This window comes from Paenibacillus sp. Root444D2, from assembly GCF_001426375.1.
Taxonomy (GTDB): domain Bacteria; phylum Bacillota; class Bacilli; order Paenibacillales; family NBRC-103111; genus Paenibacillus_E.
This window is the reverse complement of record NZ_LMEO01000045.1, coordinates 1,276,895-1,297,845: the sequence shown is the minus strand read 5'-3', so window position 1 is coordinate 1,297,845 and position 20,951 is coordinate 1,276,895. Positions and strand designations below refer to the sequence as shown.

Below are 20,951 nucleotides of genomic sequence, written 5' to 3'. Positions count from 1 at the left end.
AGACTATAAGAAATACCCTCATACATAGCAGTTCTCTGAAAAAATGACTTTGCTGTTCAAACGTGTTAAACTGTATCTGAATCTCAATTGAGAGAACTTGGCTATTGCCGCAAAAGGAGTTGGTACAATGAGTCTTATTCCTATGGTTGTTGAACAAGAGGCTCGTGGGGAACGTTCTTACGATATCTACTCGCGTTTATTAAAGGACCGCATTATCTTCATTGGGAGCGCTATTGATGACGATGTGGCTAATTTGGTCATTGCCCAGCTGCTCTTTTTATCAGCACAGGATCCCGATAAGGATATCCACTTATATATCAATTCACCAGGTGGATCTGTAACAGCTGGAATGGGTATCTTCGATACCATGCAGTTTATTAAACCAGATGTATCTACGATTTGTGTAGGTATGGCTGCAAGTATGGGCTCTCTGTTATTAACAGCAGGTGCCAAAGGTAAGCGATACGCGCTGCCGAATGCAGAAGTAATGATACACCAACCGCTCGGCGGTGTAAGAGGTCAAGCAACCGATATCAAAATCCACGCGGATTGGATTATCAAAACGAAACAAAAACTCAACCAGATCTATGTGGACCGTACGGGACAGCCGCTTGAAAAGATCGAAAGAGACACCGACCGGGATAACTTTATGAGCGCTGATGAAGCGAAGGCATACGGGTTAATCGACGAGGTTATCACTCGAAACGACTTGAAATAAAGGAGTGATCCCATGTTTAAATTTAACGATGAAAAAGGCCAACTCAAATGTTCCTTTTGTGGAAAATCCCAAGACCAAGTTCGCAAACTTGTTGCAGGTCCGGGAGTTTACATTTGTGATGAATGTATAGAGCTTTGCACGGAGATTGTGGAAGAAGAATTAGGGCATGAAGAAGAGCTTGATCTGAAAGATGTTCCGAAACCAAAAGAAATTCGCAATATTTTGGATCAGTACGTGATCGGGCAGGATCAAGCGAAAAAATCGCTGGCTGTAGCGGTTTATAACCACTATAAGCGTATTAATTCGCAAAACAAATTGGAAGATGTTGAGCTTCAAAAAAGTAACATCGTGCTTCTAGGACCTACAGGAAGTGGTAAAACGTTGCTAGCGCAAACACTTGCCAAAATTCTGAATGTTCCTTTTGCAATCGCGGACGCCACTTCATTAACAGAAGCTGGTTATGTGGGCGAAGACGTTGAGAATATTTTGCTCAAACTGATTCAAGCTGCAGATTATGATGTAGAAAAAGCCGAACGCGGCATTATCTATATTGATGAGATCGATAAAGTGGCACGTAAATCCGAGAACCCATCCATTACAAGAGACGTTTCCGGAGAAGGTGTTCAACAAGCTTTGCTCAAAATTCTTGAAGGTACGGTTGCCTCTGTTCCTCCACAAGGTGGACGTAAGCATCCGCATCAAGAATTCATTCAAATTGATACAACCAACATTCTGTTTATTTGCGGCGGAGCTTTTGATGGCCTTGAGCAAATTATCAAACGCAGAATCGGTAAAAAAGTAATTGGCTTTAGCACAGATGGAGCTAAAGTTGATTTGAAACCAGGCGAGTACTTATCCATGGTGCTTCCGGAAGATCTCTTGCGATTCGGTTTAATCCCGGAATTCGTTGGTCGTTTACCGGTCATCTCTACACTAGAGCCGCTGGATGAACCAGCTCTTGTGCGTATTCTTTCGGAGCCTAAGAATGCACTCGTGAAACAATACCAGAAGATGCTCGAGATGGATAACGTCTCACTCGAATTTGATGCAGAGGCGCTTGATGCCATTGCTAAAGAAGCAATCAAACGTAATACTGGCGCGCGCGGTCTGAGAGCCATCATTGAAAGCATAATGCTTGATGTGATGTTCGAAGTCCCTTCGAGAACAGACGTTACAACATGTGTGGTATCTAAGGAAACGGTTCAAAACAAGATCACTCCTGTTTTGACGACCAAAGATGGCGCGCAGGCGACTGGTAAGAAGAAAGAAGAAAGCGCGTAACCCATAATTTCACAAATTACACACAGCCTCCAATCCGATCCCCTGTTAATGGGATTGGAGCGGAGGATGTTTGGTGTCATGGGGAGAGAAACCATAATGTTCCATAGAAAAGATACGCGGGCCGTTCGTGTAGGCGATTTGACGATCGGTGGCAGTAATGAAGTCATCATGCAAAGTATGTGTACAACGAAGACAGCGGATGTGAAGGCGACAGTAGCAGAAATCCTTCGTTTGGAAGAAGCAGGCTGCCAAATCGTTCGTGTCACCGTGAACAACAAGGAAGCTGCAGAGGCCATCAAAGAAATCAAGAAGCAAATTCATATTCCACTTGTGGCAGATATTCATTTTGACCATCGCTTAGCGCTTGCTGCTATTGAGAATGGCATCGATAAAGTGCGTATCAATCCAGGTAATATCGGCCGCCGCGAGAAGGTAGAAGCGGTTGTTAAAGCTTGTAAGGAACGTGGCATTCCAATTCGTATTGGGGTCAATGCCGGCTCACTTGAGAATCATCTTCTCGAAAAGTATGGATACCCAACGCCTGAGGCTATGGTAGAAAGTGCCTTATTCCACATTAACATTCTGGAAGAGCTTGATTTCCATGATATTATCGTTTCACTCAAAGCTTCCGATGTTCCTATGGCGATTGCAGCTTATTCTCAAGCGGCTAAAGCATTCAACTACCCACTTCACCTTGGGATTACTGAGGCTGGAACGCTCTTTACAGGTGCTGTAAAGAGTGCGGCAGGTATCGGAACGCTGCTCAATATGGGACTCGGTAACACACTCCGTATTTCACTTAGCGCGGATCCTGTTGAAGAGATTAAAGTAGCTCGTGAGCTGCTCAAAACGTTCGGATTGATTACTAACGCTGCAACTCTTGTTTCCTGTCCTACCTGTGGCCGCTTGGATATCGATTTGTTCTCGATCGCTAACGAGGTTGAGGATTATATTGCAAAGATCAAAGTGCCAATTAAGGTATCTGTACTTGGCTGTGCAGTAAATGGTCCAGGAGAAGCGCGTGAAGCTGATATTGGGATTGCAGGAGCTCGTGGCGAGGGAATGCTGTTCCGTTATGGAGAAATGATTCGCAAGGTTCCTGAAGCTGAACTGCTCGATGAATTAAAGAAAGAAATTGATATCATCGTAGATTCTTATGAAAAAACTGGTGTTATCCCAGGACGTAAGCACTAATAGCATATATTTAAAAAAGATAGCCGTTAAATGTGCCTAGGATGAGGTGCTTTTAACGGCTTTCTTTGTGTCTCGGAGACAATGAGCTCGTGATTGTAAGGAATTGTTACAGATCCCCAGTTATGGACGGATAAGCAGGTATATAACCATAAATCCTTTTTTAAAGGGAACTACAGTGCTCTATTTTGGGAAAATGCACTAGAAATTTGAATTAGCGGAACATGGATGCTTTATTTCTAAAAAAAGAGAGGTTTTCTAAGGAAAACAACGAAATAGCGAACTGTAGTTCCTCATACTCATGTATTTGAACGTTTTTGGCTCAAATAACGAATCGTAGTTCCCTTTGAGAACTTTTTTATCGGCATTGTTCTCTCTCACTTATTCCCTCGTTTCGCAACCACCTGCATCAGCTCTCCCATCCGACCCGGAACCTGCCCTTGTACTCCTACCCGTCCCACACTCTAATTCCACGCCTGTAGCCGCGCCCGGGACCCGCCCTTGCACTCCCACCCGTCCCACACTCTAAATCCACGCCCACAGCCGCCCTTGCACTCCCGCCCGCCCCACACTCTAAATCCCCGCCCACAGCCGCACCCGCCCTTGCAATCCCACTCCCACCAGCACTTACTTCTGAACCAGCTCCCCTAATGCCATTTAATTCCTTGTACGCATATTTGTAGCGCAAGAGAAGCATAATGAGTAAAACTGGAAAGCTTGTTCATTTGAAGTAAGTTTTTCTAACGATTACATGCAAACAAGGAGAATGATATGAATTTGCTAAGCAAGTATAGGACTGCTCGTCACATTACCCTTACAGTAATCGTAGGGATCTTTTTGCTTCTTTTACCTTGGCATACGGGTGCTTCAGATGTGGGAATGCCTTCACAGCAAGCAGCCGAGATCAAGTCGAAGAAGGTGGCCATTGTCATTGATGACTTTGGCAATAATATGGACGGCACTAAAGAGATGTTGGATCTACCTATCCCTTTCACTGTCGCTGTCATGCCTTTCCTGCCCTCCTCCAAACAAGATGCTCAATTAGCACACGATAGGGGGCATGAAGTCATTCTACACCTACCTATGGAGCCTGTGCGGGGCAAGAAGAGCTGGTTGGGTCCAGGAGCCATTACTACGGACTTATCGAATGATGAGATTCACAAACGGATCGTAGCGGCAATCGAAGATATTCCCTATGTAATAGGAATTAATAATCATATGGGATCCAAGGCTACTGCGGATGAGAGAGTAATGAAAATTCTCGTTGAACTCTGCAAAGAGAAAAATCTCATTTTATTAGATAGCCGTACTTCTCCAAAAAGCCTAATCGGCAAGCTAGCGGGGCAAAATGGAGTTCCATTTTCAGAGAATCAACTCTTCTTCGATGATCTTTACACGTACAGTCACATCAGCAAGCAAATGGTGAAGTTTAAAAAATTAATCCATCAACGGGATATGGTCATCGCGATCGGACATGTGGGTCCACCAGGGAAAAAAACAGCCCAAGTGATCAAAGAGGCCATTCCGATCATTCAAAAGGAAGCTACCTTTGTTCCGATTTCGCAAACTATGAAGCTAAATGCTAATTAGGATGAATCATAGCAAAGTATTGATCTACCGCTTGAGAAATGGCTTTTGCTAACTTGGCTTGATGATGAGAATCATTCAACAGCTTGCGGTCTGATTTGTTGGAAATAAATCCTAGTTCGACGATAACAGCAGGGCTTTTCGTGTGCTTGAGCACATAATACTTTTTACCGAGAACAGGCAGTTCTTCCGTGCCATAAAGACGATTCAGAGATTCTTGCAAAAGTTGAGCAAGCAAAATGCTGTCTGATTGATTTTGATAAATTACAAGTGGTCCTCTACGATCGGATTTACCTGACCAATTGATATGCATGCTTAGCATCATTTTGGGCTTAATTGTGTTGGCGAGTCCGGAACGTTGAGCTAAATCCTTGCGGTGTCTTCCACCGAAGGACCACTTGTTATCTTCACTTAAAGCGTAGTCCTCAGTCCTGTTGATGATAACGCGATAGCCCCTTTTCTTAAGTAACTTGTATGTTTTTTTGGATATGGCTAAATTCATATCTTTTTCTTGGTATTTACCGTGTAAAGCACCGCTATCTATGCCCCCGTGCCCTACGTCGATAATAATATCTGCATTAGGCAGTAGGGGATCATTAGCCAAAGCGGATGCATCTGACGTTTTACAAAGACAGAGGAAAACAAGTAGAATCATCAAGTTTTTCTTCAAGCGAACCACTTCCTTTTGCATGAATATCTACTCTTATCCTTCTTCTGTAAGGGGGCTATCATACGTCACGCAAAAGTTTGCATGAATTGGATTAACCTTCTTTTTCACGGGAATAATGGAAGCTATGACAAAAAACTGAGCTGTTTGACGAAGTTAGCATGACAGCTTACGAAGCAGTTTTCTTACGAAATCTAAGCATATGCTTACGATGACAGTTTGCTAAAGCAAAGCTCTTAGGAGGTATGACAAATGAGTTTAAGTATTATTCTTATGGTAATTCAAGTTTTCTTTGCGGTTGTGATTGGGTTGTATTTCTGGAATTTGCTGCGTAATCAACAGACGAACCGGTCTGCTGTAGATAGAGAGTCCAGGAAAGAATTGGAAAAATTGAGAAAGCTAAGATCCATTTCGCTAACAAAGCCACTCTCTGAGAAAACAAGACCGTCTTCCATGCAGGATATCGTTGGCCAGATTGAAGGATTGAAAGCTCTAAAAGCTGCACTATGCGGTCCCAATCCGCAGCATGTCATTATTTATGGTCCGCCTGGGGTTGGTAAAACGGCTGCGGCTCGTGTCGTCTTAGAAGAAGCTAAGAAAAATCAGGAGTCACCCTTCCGTCCGGATTCCAAATTTACAGAAATCGATGCAACGACAGCACGCTTTGACGAAAGAGGAATTGCCGATCCATTAATCGGTTCAGTTCATGATCCAATTTATCAAGGTGCAGGTGCAATGGGGGTCGCGGGGATTCCGCAACCTAAACCAGGTGCCGTGACGAAAGCGCATGGCGGCATATTGTTTATCGATGAGATCGGTGAATTACACCCCACACAAATGAACAAATTATTAAAGGTGCTGGAAGATCGTAAAGTATTTCTAGAGAGTGCGTATTATAGCTCTGAGGATACGAATATTCCAGGCTATATTCATGATATATTTCAAAATGGTCTGCCTGCTGATTTCCGTTTAGTAGGGGCTACAACACGTACACCTAGCGAGATTCCTCCAGCTATCCGTTCGCGCTGCTTGGAAATTTATTTCCGTCCTCTTTTACCAGGTGAGGTAGGGGAAATTGCTCGGAAAGCCTTGGATAAAATTGGCTTCAAGAAATGTGAAGCTGCTGTTCAAGTTGTAACGAAATATGCAACGAACGGCAGAGAGGCTGTGAATGTGATTCAGCTTGCCGCGGGTATTGCCTTAACGGATAAGCGAGATGAGATTACCGCAGCTGACATTGAGTGGGTTGTCAATTCATCGCAAATTCCACCTAGACCAGAGCGGAAAATACCTGCACAACCGCAAATTGGATTCGTCAATGGATTAGCGGTGTATGGTCCTAATTTGGGTACACTACTTGAGATCGAAGTGACCGCGATACCAATTGCCGTTGCAGGTACTGGGAAATTTAATATTACAGGTGTAGTAGATGAAGAGGAAATGGGAGGAGGCTCTCGAACCATCCGCAGGAAGAGTATGGCGCGCGGATCAGTGGAAAACGTTTTGACAGTCCTTCGCAAACTTGGATTTAATACGTCAGACTATGATTTGCATATTAATTTCCCTGGCGGAGTGCCTATCGATGGACCTTCTGCAGGTATTTCCATGGCGACAGCTATTGCATCTGCGATACATAAAATACCTGTGGATAATAAATTGGCTATGACGGGGGAAATGAGTATCCATGGTAAAGTTAAACCCGTTGGCGGCGTTGTAGCGAAGGTCGAAGCTGCATTCCAAGCGGGCGCTACCAAAGTCATTATCCCCAAAGAAAATTGGCAAGAAATGTTCGCTAATTTGCCTGGTGTAGAGGTGCTTGCTGCTGACTCGATCGAAGAAGTGCTGGAAGTTGCGTTAGGCTTAGAGCTTCATGATAATGTGATTCACTTGCCTTTTACTTCAGAAAGGACGATTCCAGCTTCAACTTTACCTATTTTACATGCTAATTCACAACATACAATTGACTCCTAAATCAGAGTTGAGATAACCTCACATGACGCGTCAGAGTGCCAGTTGGTGTTTTGTTTGCAGTTTTGATAAAATGTAAAGGGCAACGAGGGGTACAGAAATAAATGACTTTGAACATCGTTCAAAGATCTGAAACGGAGACAAATCGAACTTCGTTCGAAAATCCAAAACGGAGACAAATCGAACTCCGTTCGAAGATCCACAAAGCGGAGAGACTTCGAACTCCGTTCGAAGATCCATATATTAGGAGGTGCAGAGGATGGGACCCGGAAAAATCAAGGTGCGCAGATTGCCGCTATTGCCTCTAAGGGGACTGCTGGTTTATCCGAGCATGGTTCTACATCTGGATGTAGGGCGAGAAAAGTCGGTTAAAGCACTCGAGCGGGCAATGGTGGATGACAGCATGATTCTCCTCTGCTCTCAATCTGAGATCAACATAGAAGAACCTGCCAAAGAGGATATTTATCGCATTGGGACAATTGCTAAAGTAAGGCAAATGCTGAAACTACCGAATGGAACCATTCGTGTCTTGGTTGAAGGCGTTTTGCGTGCTGAGATTGTTGAATACCTTGTGAATGATGAATATTATGAAGTCACGGCTAAGGAACTACCGGAGCAAGAGATCACCGATCCTGAGATCGATGCGCTTATGCGAAGCGTACTGAGTCAATTCGAGCATTACATTAATTTGTCGAAAAAGGTTACACCAGAAACGCTTGCTGCCGTGTCTGACATTGATGAACCAGGCCGTTTAGCAGATGTTATATGCAGCCATTTATCGCTCAAAATTAAGGATAAACAAGAGATTCTGGAGACAGTAGATGTACGTGAGCGTCTCGAGAAAATGCTTAATATCTTGAACAATGAGCGAGAGGTGCTTGAGCTCGAACGTAAAATTAGTCAACGTGTTAAGAAACAAATGGAAAAAACGCAGAAGGAGTACTACCTTCGCGAACAGATGAAAGCCATCCAGAAGGAACTTGGCGATAAAGAAGGCCGCGCAGGCGAAGTGGATGACCTACGCAACCAGTTGACGGAAGCTGAATTGCCAGATAAAGTCCGCGAGAAGGTTGAGAAAGAAATCGACCGTCTAGAGAAGATGCCAGCGACTTCTGCCGAGGGAGGCGTCATCCGCAACTATATTGATTGGCTGCTAGGACTGCCTTGGTCCAAAAATACGGACGATGACTTGGATTTGGATAAGGCCGAAGAAATCTTGAATGAGGATCACTTCGGACTTGAAAAGCCAAAGGAGCGCGTACTCGAGTACCTAGCGGTACAGAAGCTGGTTAAGAAGCTGAAAGGACCTATCCTTTGTTTAGTTGGTCCTCCGGGCGTCGGCAAAACCTCGATTGCTCGTTCAATTGCTAGATCCATGGGAAGACAGTTCATTCGTATTTCGCTTGGCGGGGTCAGAGATGAAGCCGAAATTCGCGGTCATCGTCGTACGTATGTTGGGGCGATGCCGGGACGGATTATCCAGGGGATGAAGAACGCTGGAACGAATAATCCTGTTTTCTTGCTAGACGAAATTGATAAAATGGCAATGGATTTCCGCGGAGACCCAGCTTCGGCATTGCTTGAAGTTCTTGATCCCGAGCAGAATAGCACTTTTAGTGATCATTTCATTGAAGTTCCGTTTGACTTGTCCAATGTCATGTTCGTGACGACAGCAAATGCTGTTCACAATATTCCTCGCCCTCTGTTAGATCGGATGGAGGTTCTCTACATTCCTGGCTACACAGAGATTGAGAAGCTTCAAATTGCGAAAAAATATTTGCTGCCTAAGCAGAAGCGCGACCATGGTCTAGAAGAAGACCAGCTTATTGTAGATGAAGATGCCTTAATGAAAATCGTTCGTGAATATACACGTGAAGCGGGCGTTCGTAATTTAGAGCAGCAAGTCGCAGGTATGAATCGTAAAGCGGCTAAAAAGATCGTATCTGACCCAACTACACCGGTGCATGTAACGGAAGAAAACTTGAAGGACTACCTAGGACCGAGCAAGTTCCGCTATAATGTAGCAGAAGAGAAAGATCAAATAGGTGCTGTGACAGGCCTTGCTTGGACGGAAGTTGGCGGGGATACCTTAGTTATTGAGGTCACCGTTATGCCCGGAACAGGCAAATTGACTTTGACGGGTAAACTCGGTGATGTGATGAAGGAATCCGCTCAAGCAGCTTTCAGTTATACACGCACACGGGCTGATGTATTTGGCATTGCACCAGACTTTCATGAGAAGAACGATATCCATATTCACATCCCGGAAGGCGCCATTCCAAAGGATGGTCCGTCCGCAGGAATTACGATGGCAACGGCATTGATTTCGGCATTGACGAATATTCCTGTTTCTCGTGTGGTTGCGATGACCGGTGAAATTACACTGCGCGGCCGAGTACTTCCAATTGGAGGGCTCAAAGAAAAGGCGCTAGCTGCACATCGAGCTGGTATTCGTACCATCCTGCTGCCTCAGGATAATGAGAAAGACATCATTGAAATTCCAGAAAGTGTCCGCGCCGAGATGACCTTCATTCCAGTCAGCCATATGGATCAAGTGCTTGAACATGCGCTTGTCAAAAATAAGCCTCCCGTGCAAGTCGGATAACGATAGAAAGTAGTTGAACATCCATGAAAGTCAATCAAGCTGAGTTTATTATCAGTGCGGTTGGACCTAGCCAATATCCAGAGGATGCCTTGCCAGAGATTGCTCTGGCAGGGCGTTCTAATGTCGGGAAATCCTCACTCATCAACTGTTTGATCTCCCGCAAAAATTTGGCCAGAACCAGCTCACAGCCGGGCAAAACCCAAACGCTTAACTATTATAAAATCAACCAGGACTTATATTTCGTTGATCTTCCAGGTTATGGCTACGCCAAAGTTTCCAAAACGAAACGGGAGCAGTGGGGAAAATTCATTGAGAGCTACTTAATGAATCGAGAAACACTGCGCCTTGTCATGCAATTAGTTGATTTGCGGCACCCCCCTTCCAAAGATGATCAAGCTATGTACGAGTGGCTAAGACATAATGATGTACCCGTCATCGTCGTTGCGACCAAGGCCGATAAGATCCCGAAAAGCAGATGGCCGAAGCATATCAAGATTGTGCGAGAAACACTAGGGATGGATAAGGGTGTTCAGCCTTTGATGTTTTCCTCGGAGCTTGGGCTCGGCAAAGACGAGCTGTGGGGGATTTTAGAGCAAGCTATTGCTTATGGAGAAACAGAGCCTGAGGAAGCAAATGAACTCGTGACCCAGCAAGAACAAGATAAAGAACAAGAACCGTCCTGATTCATAGGGCGGTTTTTTGTGTATTAATAAGAAGGACGTCAAAAGACAGAGAAAATCAAGAAGAAGCACACGGGAAAGCGAGGTTTACTGGGGAAAATTTGCTGGCATTCCGTAATTCCTTGGTTTTTTCAGAATATTTGGCTGATTATAATGAATTGCACGCAGGAATATTAGAGACGCATGTAGTATAATAATAAACAAGGTAATAGTTAATGGCTTGTAAACAAAGAATCGAGGGATTTTTATGGCACAAAGGTTAGCGACTGAATATGTCAAAACCTGCCTCCAGTTAACAGAAGCCGAGATGTTCAGGTTTTTTCAAATGTTTGTGGATCATCAAGTGACATTGCAAGTGAAAGTCTTGGAAAATGGCAACCAAGAGGTTGTTTTTCAAGATGGAGCAGGTCAGGAAATCGTCCTTTCATTTGAGAAGAAATCGGGCCTATATGAATGCACAGGATCCTGCAGATTAAGTAACACCTTACTGGCTAATTTGATGCGTAAAGCAGTGTCAGAGTTTAAAGGAAGCGCAAAAGTAAACCGAATCTATCCAAGCTATACAATGGTTTACTACTACGAGCGTGGAACCGTCGTTAAAATTGAGGAAGTCAAAGGGCAATTGTTGACCGTTATCTATGAGTACAAAGACACTATTGGTCTCATGCAGCAAATGTTCCAAAAGAGAGAAGTCGAGCAAGAGATTGAAATGATCTACGATCAAATTAACCATCTGCTTGATTTACGAAATATGCTGCAGGAACAGGAAGAACATCAGCAGATCGACACTCGCCTCAATGAGCTAACGCATCGTTTGTTTATATTGGAGGCTTAACCACACATATACCCACAATTACAATAGACCCTTTTTAGGGTCTTTTTTGTTTAAAGGCATTTGGTAAAAAAAACTATTGCATTTCTCGTCGATAGATGTTATTTTTATTCTCGTTGAAACAATATAGGAACCAGGATTCACTCAGGACATTGAATGTTGCGAGAGATTATACCCTCGGGAAGTGAATGACGTAGGTCCTAGCGGATGAAATTTTTTTCAGACATTTTATTCCTAGGAAGGGGGAACCGAAAGATGGAAACAGAATACTCAACTTTCGGAAGACACGTTGCTGTAGATACTTGGGGGGTAGATTTCGAACTTCTGAACAATGCAGATTGGCTGCAGGCTCAGATGGTAGAAGCTGCCGAGGTATGCGGAGCAACCGTACTATCTGTACAATCCAAGCAATTTGAACCACAAGGAGCAACTGTACTTGTTATGTTGTCCGAGAGTCATCTCTCCATTCATACTTATCCTGAGAGAGGTTTTGCCGCGCTTGATTGTTATACATGCGGTGAGACAGTGGACCCTCAATTAGCAATTGACTTTATGGTATCCGTATTGAAACCAGAAACATTCTATGCGAAGAAATTAGTTCGCGGAATGGGTGAACTGCAAGTAGAAACTCCTGAAATGAAGCAAGCAGAGCTTGTTAAATAAGAATCTGGGCATAACAATAACGATAACCACGGAGAAATCCGTGGTTATTTGTTTGTCCAGATACCCATACAATGTTATTGCGACACATGTCCGAACATGAAGCAAACATGAACTGGGGGAACGGATTGTGAAAAAGAAAATAGTAAGAAAAGCAGTAATTTACAGTATTGTACTCTTTCTCATCATCTGGCCTATTTATCAGCTCGTTCAAATACTTGGTCCTCATAAAGAGGAGCATGATGCTACCCATCTACTGTATCAAGTAGCTCTGTTTCAGATGGAACTTCTGAAGAGCTACCTGGAGGAAGCTGCTCAAAGCAAAGATACCGCAGGATTGGATGCTGTGGGGCAAGCCCTTTACTCGGCAAGTTATACGCATGAACGCATGGTGCTTGCTGTTGGAGGAAGCGAATATCTGACTTCACTGGACAGTATGACCCAGTTAACGCAGTACTTGAAGCGTCTGCAGGTGGGAGGAGAGCGAATGTTAAAGCCAGATGAGATCCAGACTTTGAAGGAAGTTTGGGTTCAGTACAAGAGTCTGTACGATCTGTATGAGAAACTCATGGCTTCGAATGGCGATATTGTTTCGTCCCAAAATACGAAGCTGACTGAGCTGGATCGAAATTTAACCTCTTTTATACGAAAAAAAGCACTTCAATAAAGGATATATAAGGATCTTTTTTGAATGGAGCTCAAAGATCCCAAAGCGGAGAGACTTTGAGCTACACTCAAAGATCCCTATATTAGGTATATAGAAACGAAATGCTGTTAAAACTAACGAGCAGTATGAAGCATTCATAAATTCTACAAAAAATTTGTCGGATTGCTTGTTTTGCTGTGCTATAATGGTTCATAGAAATAGACGGAAAGGCAGGTGGTACCTTTGCATATTATCGCACTTGGCTTGAATTATCGTACGGCCCCGGTAGAAATTCGGGAGAAGTTCGCTTTTTCCGATCAGGATTTACCTAAGGCGTTGGCAGAATTGAAAGACACGAAAAGCATATTGGAGTGTGTAATCGTCGCCACCTGCAATCGCACGGAAATCTACGCTGTTGTGGATCGACCGCAGATGTGCAGCCATTACTTGACTCACTTCATTGAACGTTGGTTCCAAGTCAGTAAGGATCAATTCCAAAAGCATCTATATATGTATGAAAATGAAAAAGCGATTGAACATTTATTCCGCGTAACAAGCGGATTAGATTCTATGGTCATTGGGGAAACCCAAATTCTAGGACAAGTGCGTGATGCTTTTTTATCATCTCAAAATATGAAAGCAACCGGGGCTTATTTCAATACGTTGTTTAAGCAATCCGTGACACTTGCCAAAAAAGCACACTCCGAAACAGGCATTAGCAATAATCCAGTTTCCGTCAGCTACGCCGCGGTGGAACTTGGTAAACGAATATTCGGTACCTACATGAACAAGACTGTTATGATTATTGGTGCAGGTAAGATGAGCGAACTCACGGTGAAGCACCTTTACGCGAATGGCGCTAACAAAGTTATCGTGGTTAACCGCACGTTTGAACGTGCAGTTGAATTGGCTGAGAAATTTAACGGCATTCCATGTACCATCGATAACATGCTGGAGCATTTAGCGGAAGTGGATATTATTATAAGCTCAACAGGCGCCCCAGGATATGTTCTTACAAAGAATGACATTCAGTCCTATGTTCAAAAGAGAAAATCACGTCCGCTTTTCATGATGGACATCGCGGTCCCTCGTGATCTAGATCCACAGATTAGCGGCTTACCAAATGTTTTTCTTTATGATATCGATGATTTGGAGAATATCGTAGATAAACATTTGCAAGAGAGAAAGAAAGAAGCAGCAAAGATTGAAACGATGATCGAGTCTGAAATAGGTGTTTTCGAACAATGGACGAAGACGCTAGGTGTAAGTCCAGTCATTAGCGCTCTTCAAACAAAAGCGAGTCAGATCCACGAAGAGACGATGGATAACATGTTAAAGAAGCTGCCTGACCTTGATGAACGTGAAATTAAAGTTATCCGTAAATTGACGAAAAGCATTGTGAATCAAGTGCTGCGTGACCCAATCCTTCGTATTAAGGAAATGGCTGGAGAGCGTCATGGTGATGAAGCGCTTGAGCTATTCACGAAACTGTTTGCCCTGGAAGAGACCCTTGAACAACAAGAGCAAGCCAATCAGTTAGCACAAGAACTAGAAGCCGGGCATAAAGCAGTTGAAGCTAAGCAGATGCTGGATGATAAGTTGTCCGTGCTTAGTTTACAGAACGCTGATGTTCTAGCCCAATCTTGAAGAAAAGGGCGCTAATCGCCTAGGAGAGGTGCCATGGTTACACGTAGCTGGTTGTTTGATGCGATGATTTATATGTATGCCCTGAGCCTATTGTTTTACTTTTCGGATTTCGCGAATGCGAACCGAAGCGCGAAACGGATGGGGACGGGGCTGCTTTTGTTTGTATGGGTTCTACAAACCGCTTACTTAGGCATTAACTTGTATGGTCATTTGACGGAATGGGCATTTGCCCGGTCGGACGTACTATTTATGTTTTCGTGGTTGATTGTCACGATTTCACTGTTGATTAACCGATTTTTCCGCATTGAATTGTTTGTATTTTTTGTGAATGTGCTCAGTTTTGCCATTTTGGCTTTGAATGTTTTCGGTAATCCGAATGTAACGCCAATTAAGCCTGATTGGGACATCAACGATGAGCTATTATTTATTCATATTACCTTAGCGATTGGCAGCTATGTGGCATTCTCGATTGCAGCTATTTTCTCAGGCATGTATGTGTTCTTACACAAAATGTTGAAAGCGAAGAAATTCTCTCAAACGGTTATGAGATTACCTTCACTTGAGAAAATTGAACATTACACCTATCTCTCCGTTATTATTGGTGCACCGTTGCTGCTTATGGCTTTAAGCCTGGGAGTGGTTTGGGTTGTACTGGAGGGAGATCGTAATTTACTTTATGATCCTAAGGTGATTAATTCATTCTTTGTATTGGCAGCGTACGCTTTCTATTTATTTCAGCAACATTCTATGCGTATTTCGGGCAATAAGCTCGCAGCTTGGAACCTCGCGGCATTCCTGATTGTTGTTCTCAATTTTGTGGTTTCTAATCTGGTTTCAGGTTTTCACGGCTGGATATGGAGCTAACGACGATGAATCATCCCTATCCAATTATGATGAATCTGTCTGGACGCCGATGTTTAGTAGTTGGCGGCGGGGCTGTGGCTGAACGAAAGGTGAAATCACTGCTGCAAGCAGGTGCCCATGTAACGATCGTAAGCACAGAATTTACTGAGGGGCTTATGGAGATGGAGAACCATGCTGACGTGGTTCTATATAGGCAAACGTTTGATCCATCGATCATGATCGACAAAAGCTCGGATTTTACGGCCTACATCTTGGTTGTAGCTGCAACGAATGATGCGAAAGTAAATGCTCATGTGCATGAGATAGCATCACGTAATGGGCAGCTAGTCAACGTTGTTGATCAACCTCAATTGAGCTCCTTCATCGTCCCTTCTGTTGTTCGAAGAGGGAAGTTAGTTATTGCGGTTTCAACAGGTGGAGCAAGCCCTTCGGCTGCTCGTAAATTCGCTCAAGAATTAGACAACGCTTATGGTGAGGAGTATGAAACCTACCTCGATTTCCTAAGCGATTTACGGTTATTGATTCAGAGCAGGGTGGCTGATAAACAAGCCAGACAACGTGTGTTTAAAGAGATGCTTGAATGGGACGTGCTTGCCAAAATAAGGGACGGCACGTTTGAAAGTTGGAAAGAGAAGCTCTACATAACCTTAGAGAAAGAACCTTGGATGCAGGAGTAAGTTGGAGATAGAGGTAAGGATCTATCTGCTTGTTCAGCTATCAAGGATATCGGGCAGCAAGTACAGAGAGGCGGGTAGAGATGAGAACAATCATCGTAGGAACTAGGCAAAGCGCTTTGGCACTAACGCAGACAGGGCAAGTTGTGGAACTCTTAAAACAGCTTGCAGCTGAACATGGGATCGCTTGTCAATTTGAAATAAAGAAAATTGTCACGAAGGGCGACCGCATCTTGGATGTCACCTTATCCAAGGTAGGCGGTAAGGGTCTGTTCGTCAAGGAAATCGAACAGGCACTCGTGGACGGCGACATCGACATGGCCGTCCACAGCATGAAAGATATGCCCTTCGAGCTACCCGAAGGGCTAGTCGTCGGAGCGGTGCCGAAGCGTGAGGATCCGCGCGATGCGCTGATCACACGCGGGCACCGCTCCCTGGACGAGCTGCCGCAAGGCGCGCTCGTCGGTACCAGCTCGCTGCGGCGCGCCAGCCAGCTGCAGCACCTCCGCCCGGACCTCCGCATCGAGTCGGTCCGCGGGAATATTGATTCGAGGCTGCGCAAGCTCGATGATGAGAACTTCGATGCGATTCTACTTGCCGCGGCCGGTTTGCACCGGATCGGCTGGCAGGATCGCATTAGCGCGTACTTGCCGCCCGAGATCTGCCTCCCTGCCGTAGGGCAGGGGGCGCTGTGCATCGAGTGCCGGGGCGGCGACGCCTTCATGCTGGACCTGCTGAGCAGGTTCCAGCATGAGCCAACCGCGCTCGCGGTGCGAGCGGAGCGGGCTTTCCTCGGCAGACTCAATGGAGGCTGCCAAGTGCCGCTCGGCGCTTACGCGAGCATAAGCGAAGACAACAGCGGATCAGAAGTGCCGCTGCTCACTTTAACGGGCATGGTTGGTACGCCGGACGGCGTCACCATGCTCAAGGAAACGGCTTCCGGGAGCGATCCGGAAGCGCTAGGTTTGCTTGTTGCTGATAAGCTTATCGCGCAAGGCGCAGAACGTATCCTGGCTGAGGTAAGGAAGTGAGCACCGTGAACAAAGGAAGAGTCTATCTCGTAGGTGCGGGTCCCGGAGATCCTAAACTCATCTCGGTACGCGGTATGGAAGCCATTCAGAAAGCCGATGTCATCGTTTATGACCGGCTGGCCAACCCTCGTCTACTTAAGCATCGTAGACCGGAAGCTGAACTGATCTTTGTCGGCAAGCTTCCGGACAAACATATACTAAAGCAAGAAGAAATTAATCAATTGCTCGTAGACCTGGCCCTACAGGGGAAAGTGGTGACTCGTCTCAAAGGCGGCGATCCCAGCGTCTTCGGTCGAGTAGGCGAGGAAGCAGAGCTGCTCGCAGATAACGATGTGATCTTCGATATTATACCGGGTATCACATCCTCAATTGCGGTTCCTGCCTATGCGGGTATTCCAGTCACCCATCGCGACTTCACTTCGTCTTTTGCGATTATTACCGGTCATGAATATCCGAATAAGACCTATTCCAGTTTGGACTGGGAGCATCTGGCCAAGGCGATTGGCACCATGGTTTTCTTAATGGGTGTAGCAAATCTTGAACAAATTTGCCGCGAATTGATTCGCTGCGGCAAACCGCCGGAAATGCCTGTTGCGCTCGTCAGATGGGGAACATGGGCGGATCAACAAACGATTACGGGAACTTTGGCTGATATTACGGAGAAGGTAAGAGAAGCTAATTTCAAATCCCCAGCCGTTATTATTGTTGGCGAAGTTGTTAAGCTGCGAGAGAAGCTGGCTTGGATTGAGAAGAAGCCGCTCTTTGGGCGTCGAGTACTGGTCACAAGAGCTAGAAGTCAAGCAAGTGAGCTCGTGGATTTAATCGATGACATGGGTGGAGAAGCGGTCGAATTCCCTGTTATTCGATTACAACCGCCAAGTCGCCCTGAGGCCATTCAAGCATTGGATCTGGCGCTAGACAAGCTTGATGAATTTGACTGGGTGTTACTGACAAGCGTAAACGGTGTGGAGTATTTTTTCCGCAGGCTACGTGAAAAAGGGATTGATGTTCGCAAAATGGGGAAAGCTCGCATTGCAGCCGTAGGCCCGAAGACCGCCGAAGCGCTAGCTGAGCGTGGCATCATTGCGGATGTACTCCCAGCCAAATATCAAGGCGAGGGTATCCTGGAAGCCATTCAAGCAGATTTGAAAGCCGGTCAGAAGGTTCTGTTACCTACAGCTGATCTGGCACGTGATTATTTGCCTGCTAAACTCAAAGAACTCGGTCTTGAAGTAACTGAAGTTGATGTCTACGAAAATGTACTCACAACAGACGATGGGGATGAAATCATTCATCTTCTGCAAAATCAAAGCATTCATATCATAACTTTTACAAGCTCATCTACGGTTACAAATTTACTTGAAGCCTTGCGCCAGCTGGGTGTGGAAGAACCGCTATCCTTGCTGCAAGGGGTTGAAATTGCCTGTATTGGACCGAAAACCGCAGAGACCGCAAGTCAATGTGGACTGCCGGTTACTTATATGGCGGAAGAGGCTACAGTTGCTTCATTGGTACAAAGTATTACTCAACATAAATAATAAAAATGTCTCAGATGCAGCTTCTTAAGGAGCTGCATCTGATCACCAATAAGGAGGCGGAATTCTTCATGAGTTTCCCTATCGTTCGTAATCGCCGCTTACGCGGCAATGCAGCTATTCGTAATCTGGTACGTGAAAATCAAGTGACTGTTCACGATGTTGTTCAACCGATTTTTGTTACACATGGTACGAACATCAAGTCAGAAATTGCTTCTATGCCAGGTGTTTATCATTTTTCTTTAGACAGAGTGCAAGAAGAAATCGAAGAAATTACAGAGCTCGGCATTCAAGCTATACTTTTGTTTGGTGTTCCGGATCATAAAGATGCACAAGGAACATCCGCTTTTATGGATGATGGCATTGTGCAGCAAGCGACTCGTTTAATTAAAGAATTGAACCCGAATTTGCTCATTATCGCCGATACGTGTTTATGTCAGTTTACGGATACAGGCCACTGTGGTGTTATTCATCATCATCCGGTGACAGGACAGGCGGATGTGGCAAATGATGCTTCCTTGGAGCTGTTGGTTCGTACGGCTGTCTCGCAAGCCAAAGCGGGTGCTGACATTATTGCTCCTTCCAATATGATGGACGGCTACGTATATGCGATTCGTTCAGGATTAGATGAAGCAGGCTACGAGAATACACCGATTATGGCATATTCCGTAAAATATGCATCGGCTTACTACGGTCCATTCCGGGATGCAGTAGATTCAACACCGCAATTCGGTGACCGTAAGACGTATCAAATGGATCCAGCGAACGGGCGCGAAGCTTTGCGTGAAGCGGAAAGTGACGTTGCAGAGGGTGCTGATTTCCTCATGGTGAAACCAGCTCTTGCTTATATGGACATCATTCGGATGCTGAAGGATAACTTCGATTTGCCAGTAGTCGCCTATAATGTGAGTGCGGAGTATTCGATGATTAAGGCTGCAGCCTTGCAGGGCTGGGTGAATGAAGAGGCCATCGTCATGGAAACAATGACAAGCTTCAAACGTGCCGGTGCTGATATCATCTTGACTTATTTTGCCAAAGATATTGCTAGATATTTGAAAAAATAGCTAATTTCCAATAAGAGCCATTCACCTAAGATGCAAAGGCGAGCAGTTTCCGCTGGAAACGATCAGCATGTAGTCTTAGTGCGGATGGTTCTTTTGTCATACTTTTGTCGCAAAACCTAAGCTTACTTCAGTTGTGACAAGGGTATAATTAGGGCATAATGAATGAGAATAGATGGAAACTAATCGGAGAGACTTTGGCTTAGGGCCGAAGATCCCTATATATGGAAGGTGCCTCATGACCTATAACGATAATTTTATTAAAGCATGCCGAAAAGAACAGGTGGATACACTGCCCGTTTGGTATATGCGCCAAGCTGGACGTTACGATCCGGATTATCGCAAAATCAAAGAAAAGTACTCACTGCTCGAAATTTGTCAGCAACCAGAGCTAGCTGCGGAAGTTACGATGATGCCCATTAAAAAGTTGGGTGTTGATGCGGCCATTTTATATTCGGACATTATGAATCCCGTTGCTTCTCTTGGGGTTGATTTTGATATTGTCAAAGATGTCGGTCCTGTGATTCATACCCCCGTTCGGACAGCGCAAGATGTTGAGCGCCTGCGTCCTATCGATGTGGAAAAAGATTTATCGCATATTATTCAAACGATCCGTATCTTAGACAAGGAGCTTGAGGTTCCCCTCATCTCATTTGCGGGTGCGCCATTTACGATTGCGAGCTATTTGATTGAAGGTAGGCCATCCAAAAGCTATATTCGTACGAAGCAGCTAATGTACTCCGAACCAACCGTTTGGTTTGCTTTAATGGAGAAGCTTGGCGATATGGTCATTACCTACTTACGAGCGCATATCGCAGCGGGTGCCAAAGCTGTTCAAGTATTTGATAGCTGGGTTGGCGCGCTTTCTCCTGCAGATTTTCAAATGTATGTACTGCCTACAATGATGAGAATTTTCAAAGAACTTGCGGACTTGAAGGAGCCAAAGATTTATTTCCCAGGCGTGAGTTCAGGGGAGTTACTTCCTTATCTCAAAGATATCCAAGCGGATGTCATTGGTCTAGATTGGCGGATTCCAATTTCTGTAGGCCGCGGGAGAGTTGGCGAACGCTTCGCCGTGCAAGGAAACTTGGATCCCTATATTTTAACAGCTCCGATGAGCGTTATTGAGCAGCAGGCGAAAGCAATTATTGATGAAGGCATCCAGCAACCAGGTTATATCTTTAACCTTGGCCATGGTTTATTCCCGGAAGCATCGCTTGAGAAGCTAAAGGATTTGACTACATTCATTCATACTTACTCACATTCCGTATTAACGCAGCAAGCAGAAAAGAGTGGTGTTTAGC

General features: G+C 44.9%; 18 protein-coding genes. 17 read left to right on the top strand and 1 reads right to left on the bottom strand.

What is annotated here, in order from left to right; translation table 11 throughout:
• Positions 1-127: 127 nt before the first annotated feature.
• From clpP to ASD40_RS26950, 4 genes are all read left to right on the top strand, one after another.
• The gene (clpP, locus tag ASD40_RS26970) at positions 128-718 is read left to right on the top strand and encodes an ATP-dependent Clp endopeptidase proteolytic subunit ClpP (protein WP_057306184.1); all 591 of its coding nucleotides are present in this window, start codon (positions 128-130) and stop codon (positions 716-718) included.
• 12 nt (positions 719-730) lie between these two features.
• A complete protein-coding gene (gene clpX, locus ASD40_RS26965; RefSeq protein ID WP_057306183.1) occupies positions 731-1,999 on the top strand; it encodes an ATP-dependent protease ATP-binding subunit ClpX in 1,269 nt (422 codons plus the stop codon).
• Positions 2,000-2,095: 96 nt separating this feature from the next.
• Positions 2,096-3,193, top strand: a complete 1,098-nt coding sequence (ispG, locus tag ASD40_RS26960; protein WP_057306182.1) for a flavodoxin-dependent (E)-4-hydroxy-3-methylbut-2-enyl-diphosphate synthase — start codon at positions 2,096-2,098, stop codon at positions 3,191-3,193.
• Positions 3,194-3,961: 768 nt separating this feature from the next.
• Entirely contained in the window at positions 3,962-4,780 is an 819-nt protein-coding gene (locus ASD40_RS26950; protein ID WP_057306180.1) for a divergent polysaccharide deacetylase family protein, read from the top strand.
• On the opposite strand, the gene ASD40_RS26945 is transcribed toward ASD40_RS26950, so the two are convergent.
• Complete coding sequence (locus ASD40_RS26945) at positions 4,773-5,468, bottom strand: N-acetylmuramoyl-L-alanine amidase family protein (RefSeq protein WP_063860274.1); 696 nt, start codon at positions 5,466-5,468, stop codon at positions 4,773-4,775. The genes ASD40_RS26950 and ASD40_RS26945 overlap by 8 nt on opposite strands.
• Positions 5,469-5,696: 228 nt before the next feature.
• On the opposite strand from ASD40_RS26945, the gene lonB reads away from it, so the two are divergent.
• The 13 genes from lonB (at position 5,697) to hemE (ending at position 20,950) form a co-directional block, all read left to right on the top strand.
• Entirely contained in the window at positions 5,697-7,415 is a 1,719-nt protein-coding gene (gene lonB / locus ASD40_RS26940; protein WP_057306179.1) for an ATP-dependent protease LonB, read from the top strand.
• A 256-nt stretch (positions 7,416-7,671) separates the two neighbouring features.
• Positions 7,672-10,017 (top strand): endopeptidase La, encoded by a 2,346-nt coding sequence (gene lon / locus ASD40_RS26935; protein ID WP_057306178.1) that lies wholly within the window; start codon positions 7,672-7,674, stop codon positions 10,015-10,017.
• Between the two features lie 23 nt (positions 10,018-10,040).
• Positions 10,041-10,700 (top strand): ribosome biogenesis GTP-binding protein YihA/YsxC, encoded by a 660-nt coding sequence (yihA, locus tag ASD40_RS26930; RefSeq protein WP_057306177.1) that lies wholly within the window; start codon positions 10,041-10,043, stop codon positions 10,698-10,700.
• Between the two features lie 244 nt (positions 10,701-10,944).
• Positions 10,945-11,532, top strand: a complete 588-nt coding sequence (locus tag ASD40_RS26925; RefSeq protein ID WP_029194640.1) for a hypothetical protein — start codon at positions 10,945-10,947, stop codon at positions 11,530-11,532.
• 252 nt (positions 11,533-11,784) lie between these two features.
• A complete protein-coding gene (gene speD, locus ASD40_RS26920; RefSeq protein ID WP_057306176.1) occupies positions 11,785-12,192 on the top strand; it encodes an adenosylmethionine decarboxylase in 408 nt (135 codons plus the stop codon).
• Between the two features lie 127 nt (positions 12,193-12,319).
• Positions 12,320-12,856 (top strand): hypothetical protein, encoded by a 537-nt coding sequence (locus tag ASD40_RS26915; RefSeq protein ID WP_063860275.1) that lies wholly within the window; start codon positions 12,320-12,322, stop codon positions 12,854-12,856.
• Positions 12,857-13,078: 222 nt separating this feature from the next.
• The gene (hemA, locus tag ASD40_RS26910; protein WP_057306175.1) at positions 13,079-14,482 is read left to right on the top strand and encodes a glutamyl-tRNA reductase; all 1,404 of its coding nucleotides are present in this window, start codon (positions 13,079-13,081) and stop codon (positions 14,480-14,482) included.
• 33 nt (positions 14,483-14,515) lie between these two features.
• Positions 14,516-15,346: a cytochrome C assembly family protein gene (locus ASD40_RS26905; RefSeq protein ID WP_057306174.1), complete on the top strand. Its 831-nt coding sequence runs from the start codon at positions 14,516-14,518 to the stop codon at positions 15,344-15,346.
• Positions 15,347-15,351: 5 nt separating this feature from the next.
• Positions 15,352-16,023: a precorrin-2 dehydrogenase/sirohydrochlorin ferrochelatase family protein gene (locus tag ASD40_RS26900; protein WP_057306173.1), complete on the top strand. Its 672-nt coding sequence runs from the start codon at positions 15,352-15,354 to the stop codon at positions 16,021-16,023.
• A gap of 80 nt (positions 16,024-16,103) precedes the next feature.
• Positions 16,104-17,051, top strand: coding sequence for a hydroxymethylbilane synthase (gene hemC / locus ASD40_RS26895; RefSeq protein ID WP_057306172.1), 948 nt, complete (start codon positions 16,104-16,106; stop codon positions 17,049-17,051).
• Between the two features lie 5 nt (positions 17,052-17,056).
• A complete protein-coding gene (gene cobA / locus ASD40_RS26890) occupies positions 17,057-18,589 on the top strand; it encodes a uroporphyrinogen-III C-methyltransferase (protein ID WP_057306171.1) in 1,533 nt (510 codons plus the stop codon).
• Positions 18,590-18,657: 68 nt separating this feature from the next.
• Positions 18,658-19,650, top strand: a complete 993-nt coding sequence (hemB, locus tag ASD40_RS26885) for a porphobilinogen synthase (RefSeq protein WP_057306170.1) — start codon at positions 18,658-18,660, stop codon at positions 19,648-19,650.
• Positions 19,651-19,885: 235 nt separating this feature from the next.
• On the top strand, positions 19,886-20,950 hold the full coding sequence (gene hemE / locus ASD40_RS26880) for a uroporphyrinogen decarboxylase (protein WP_057306169.1): 1,065 nt from the start codon (positions 19,886-19,888) through the stop codon (positions 20,948-20,950).
• The last annotated feature ends 1 nt before the right edge of the window (position 20,951 follow it).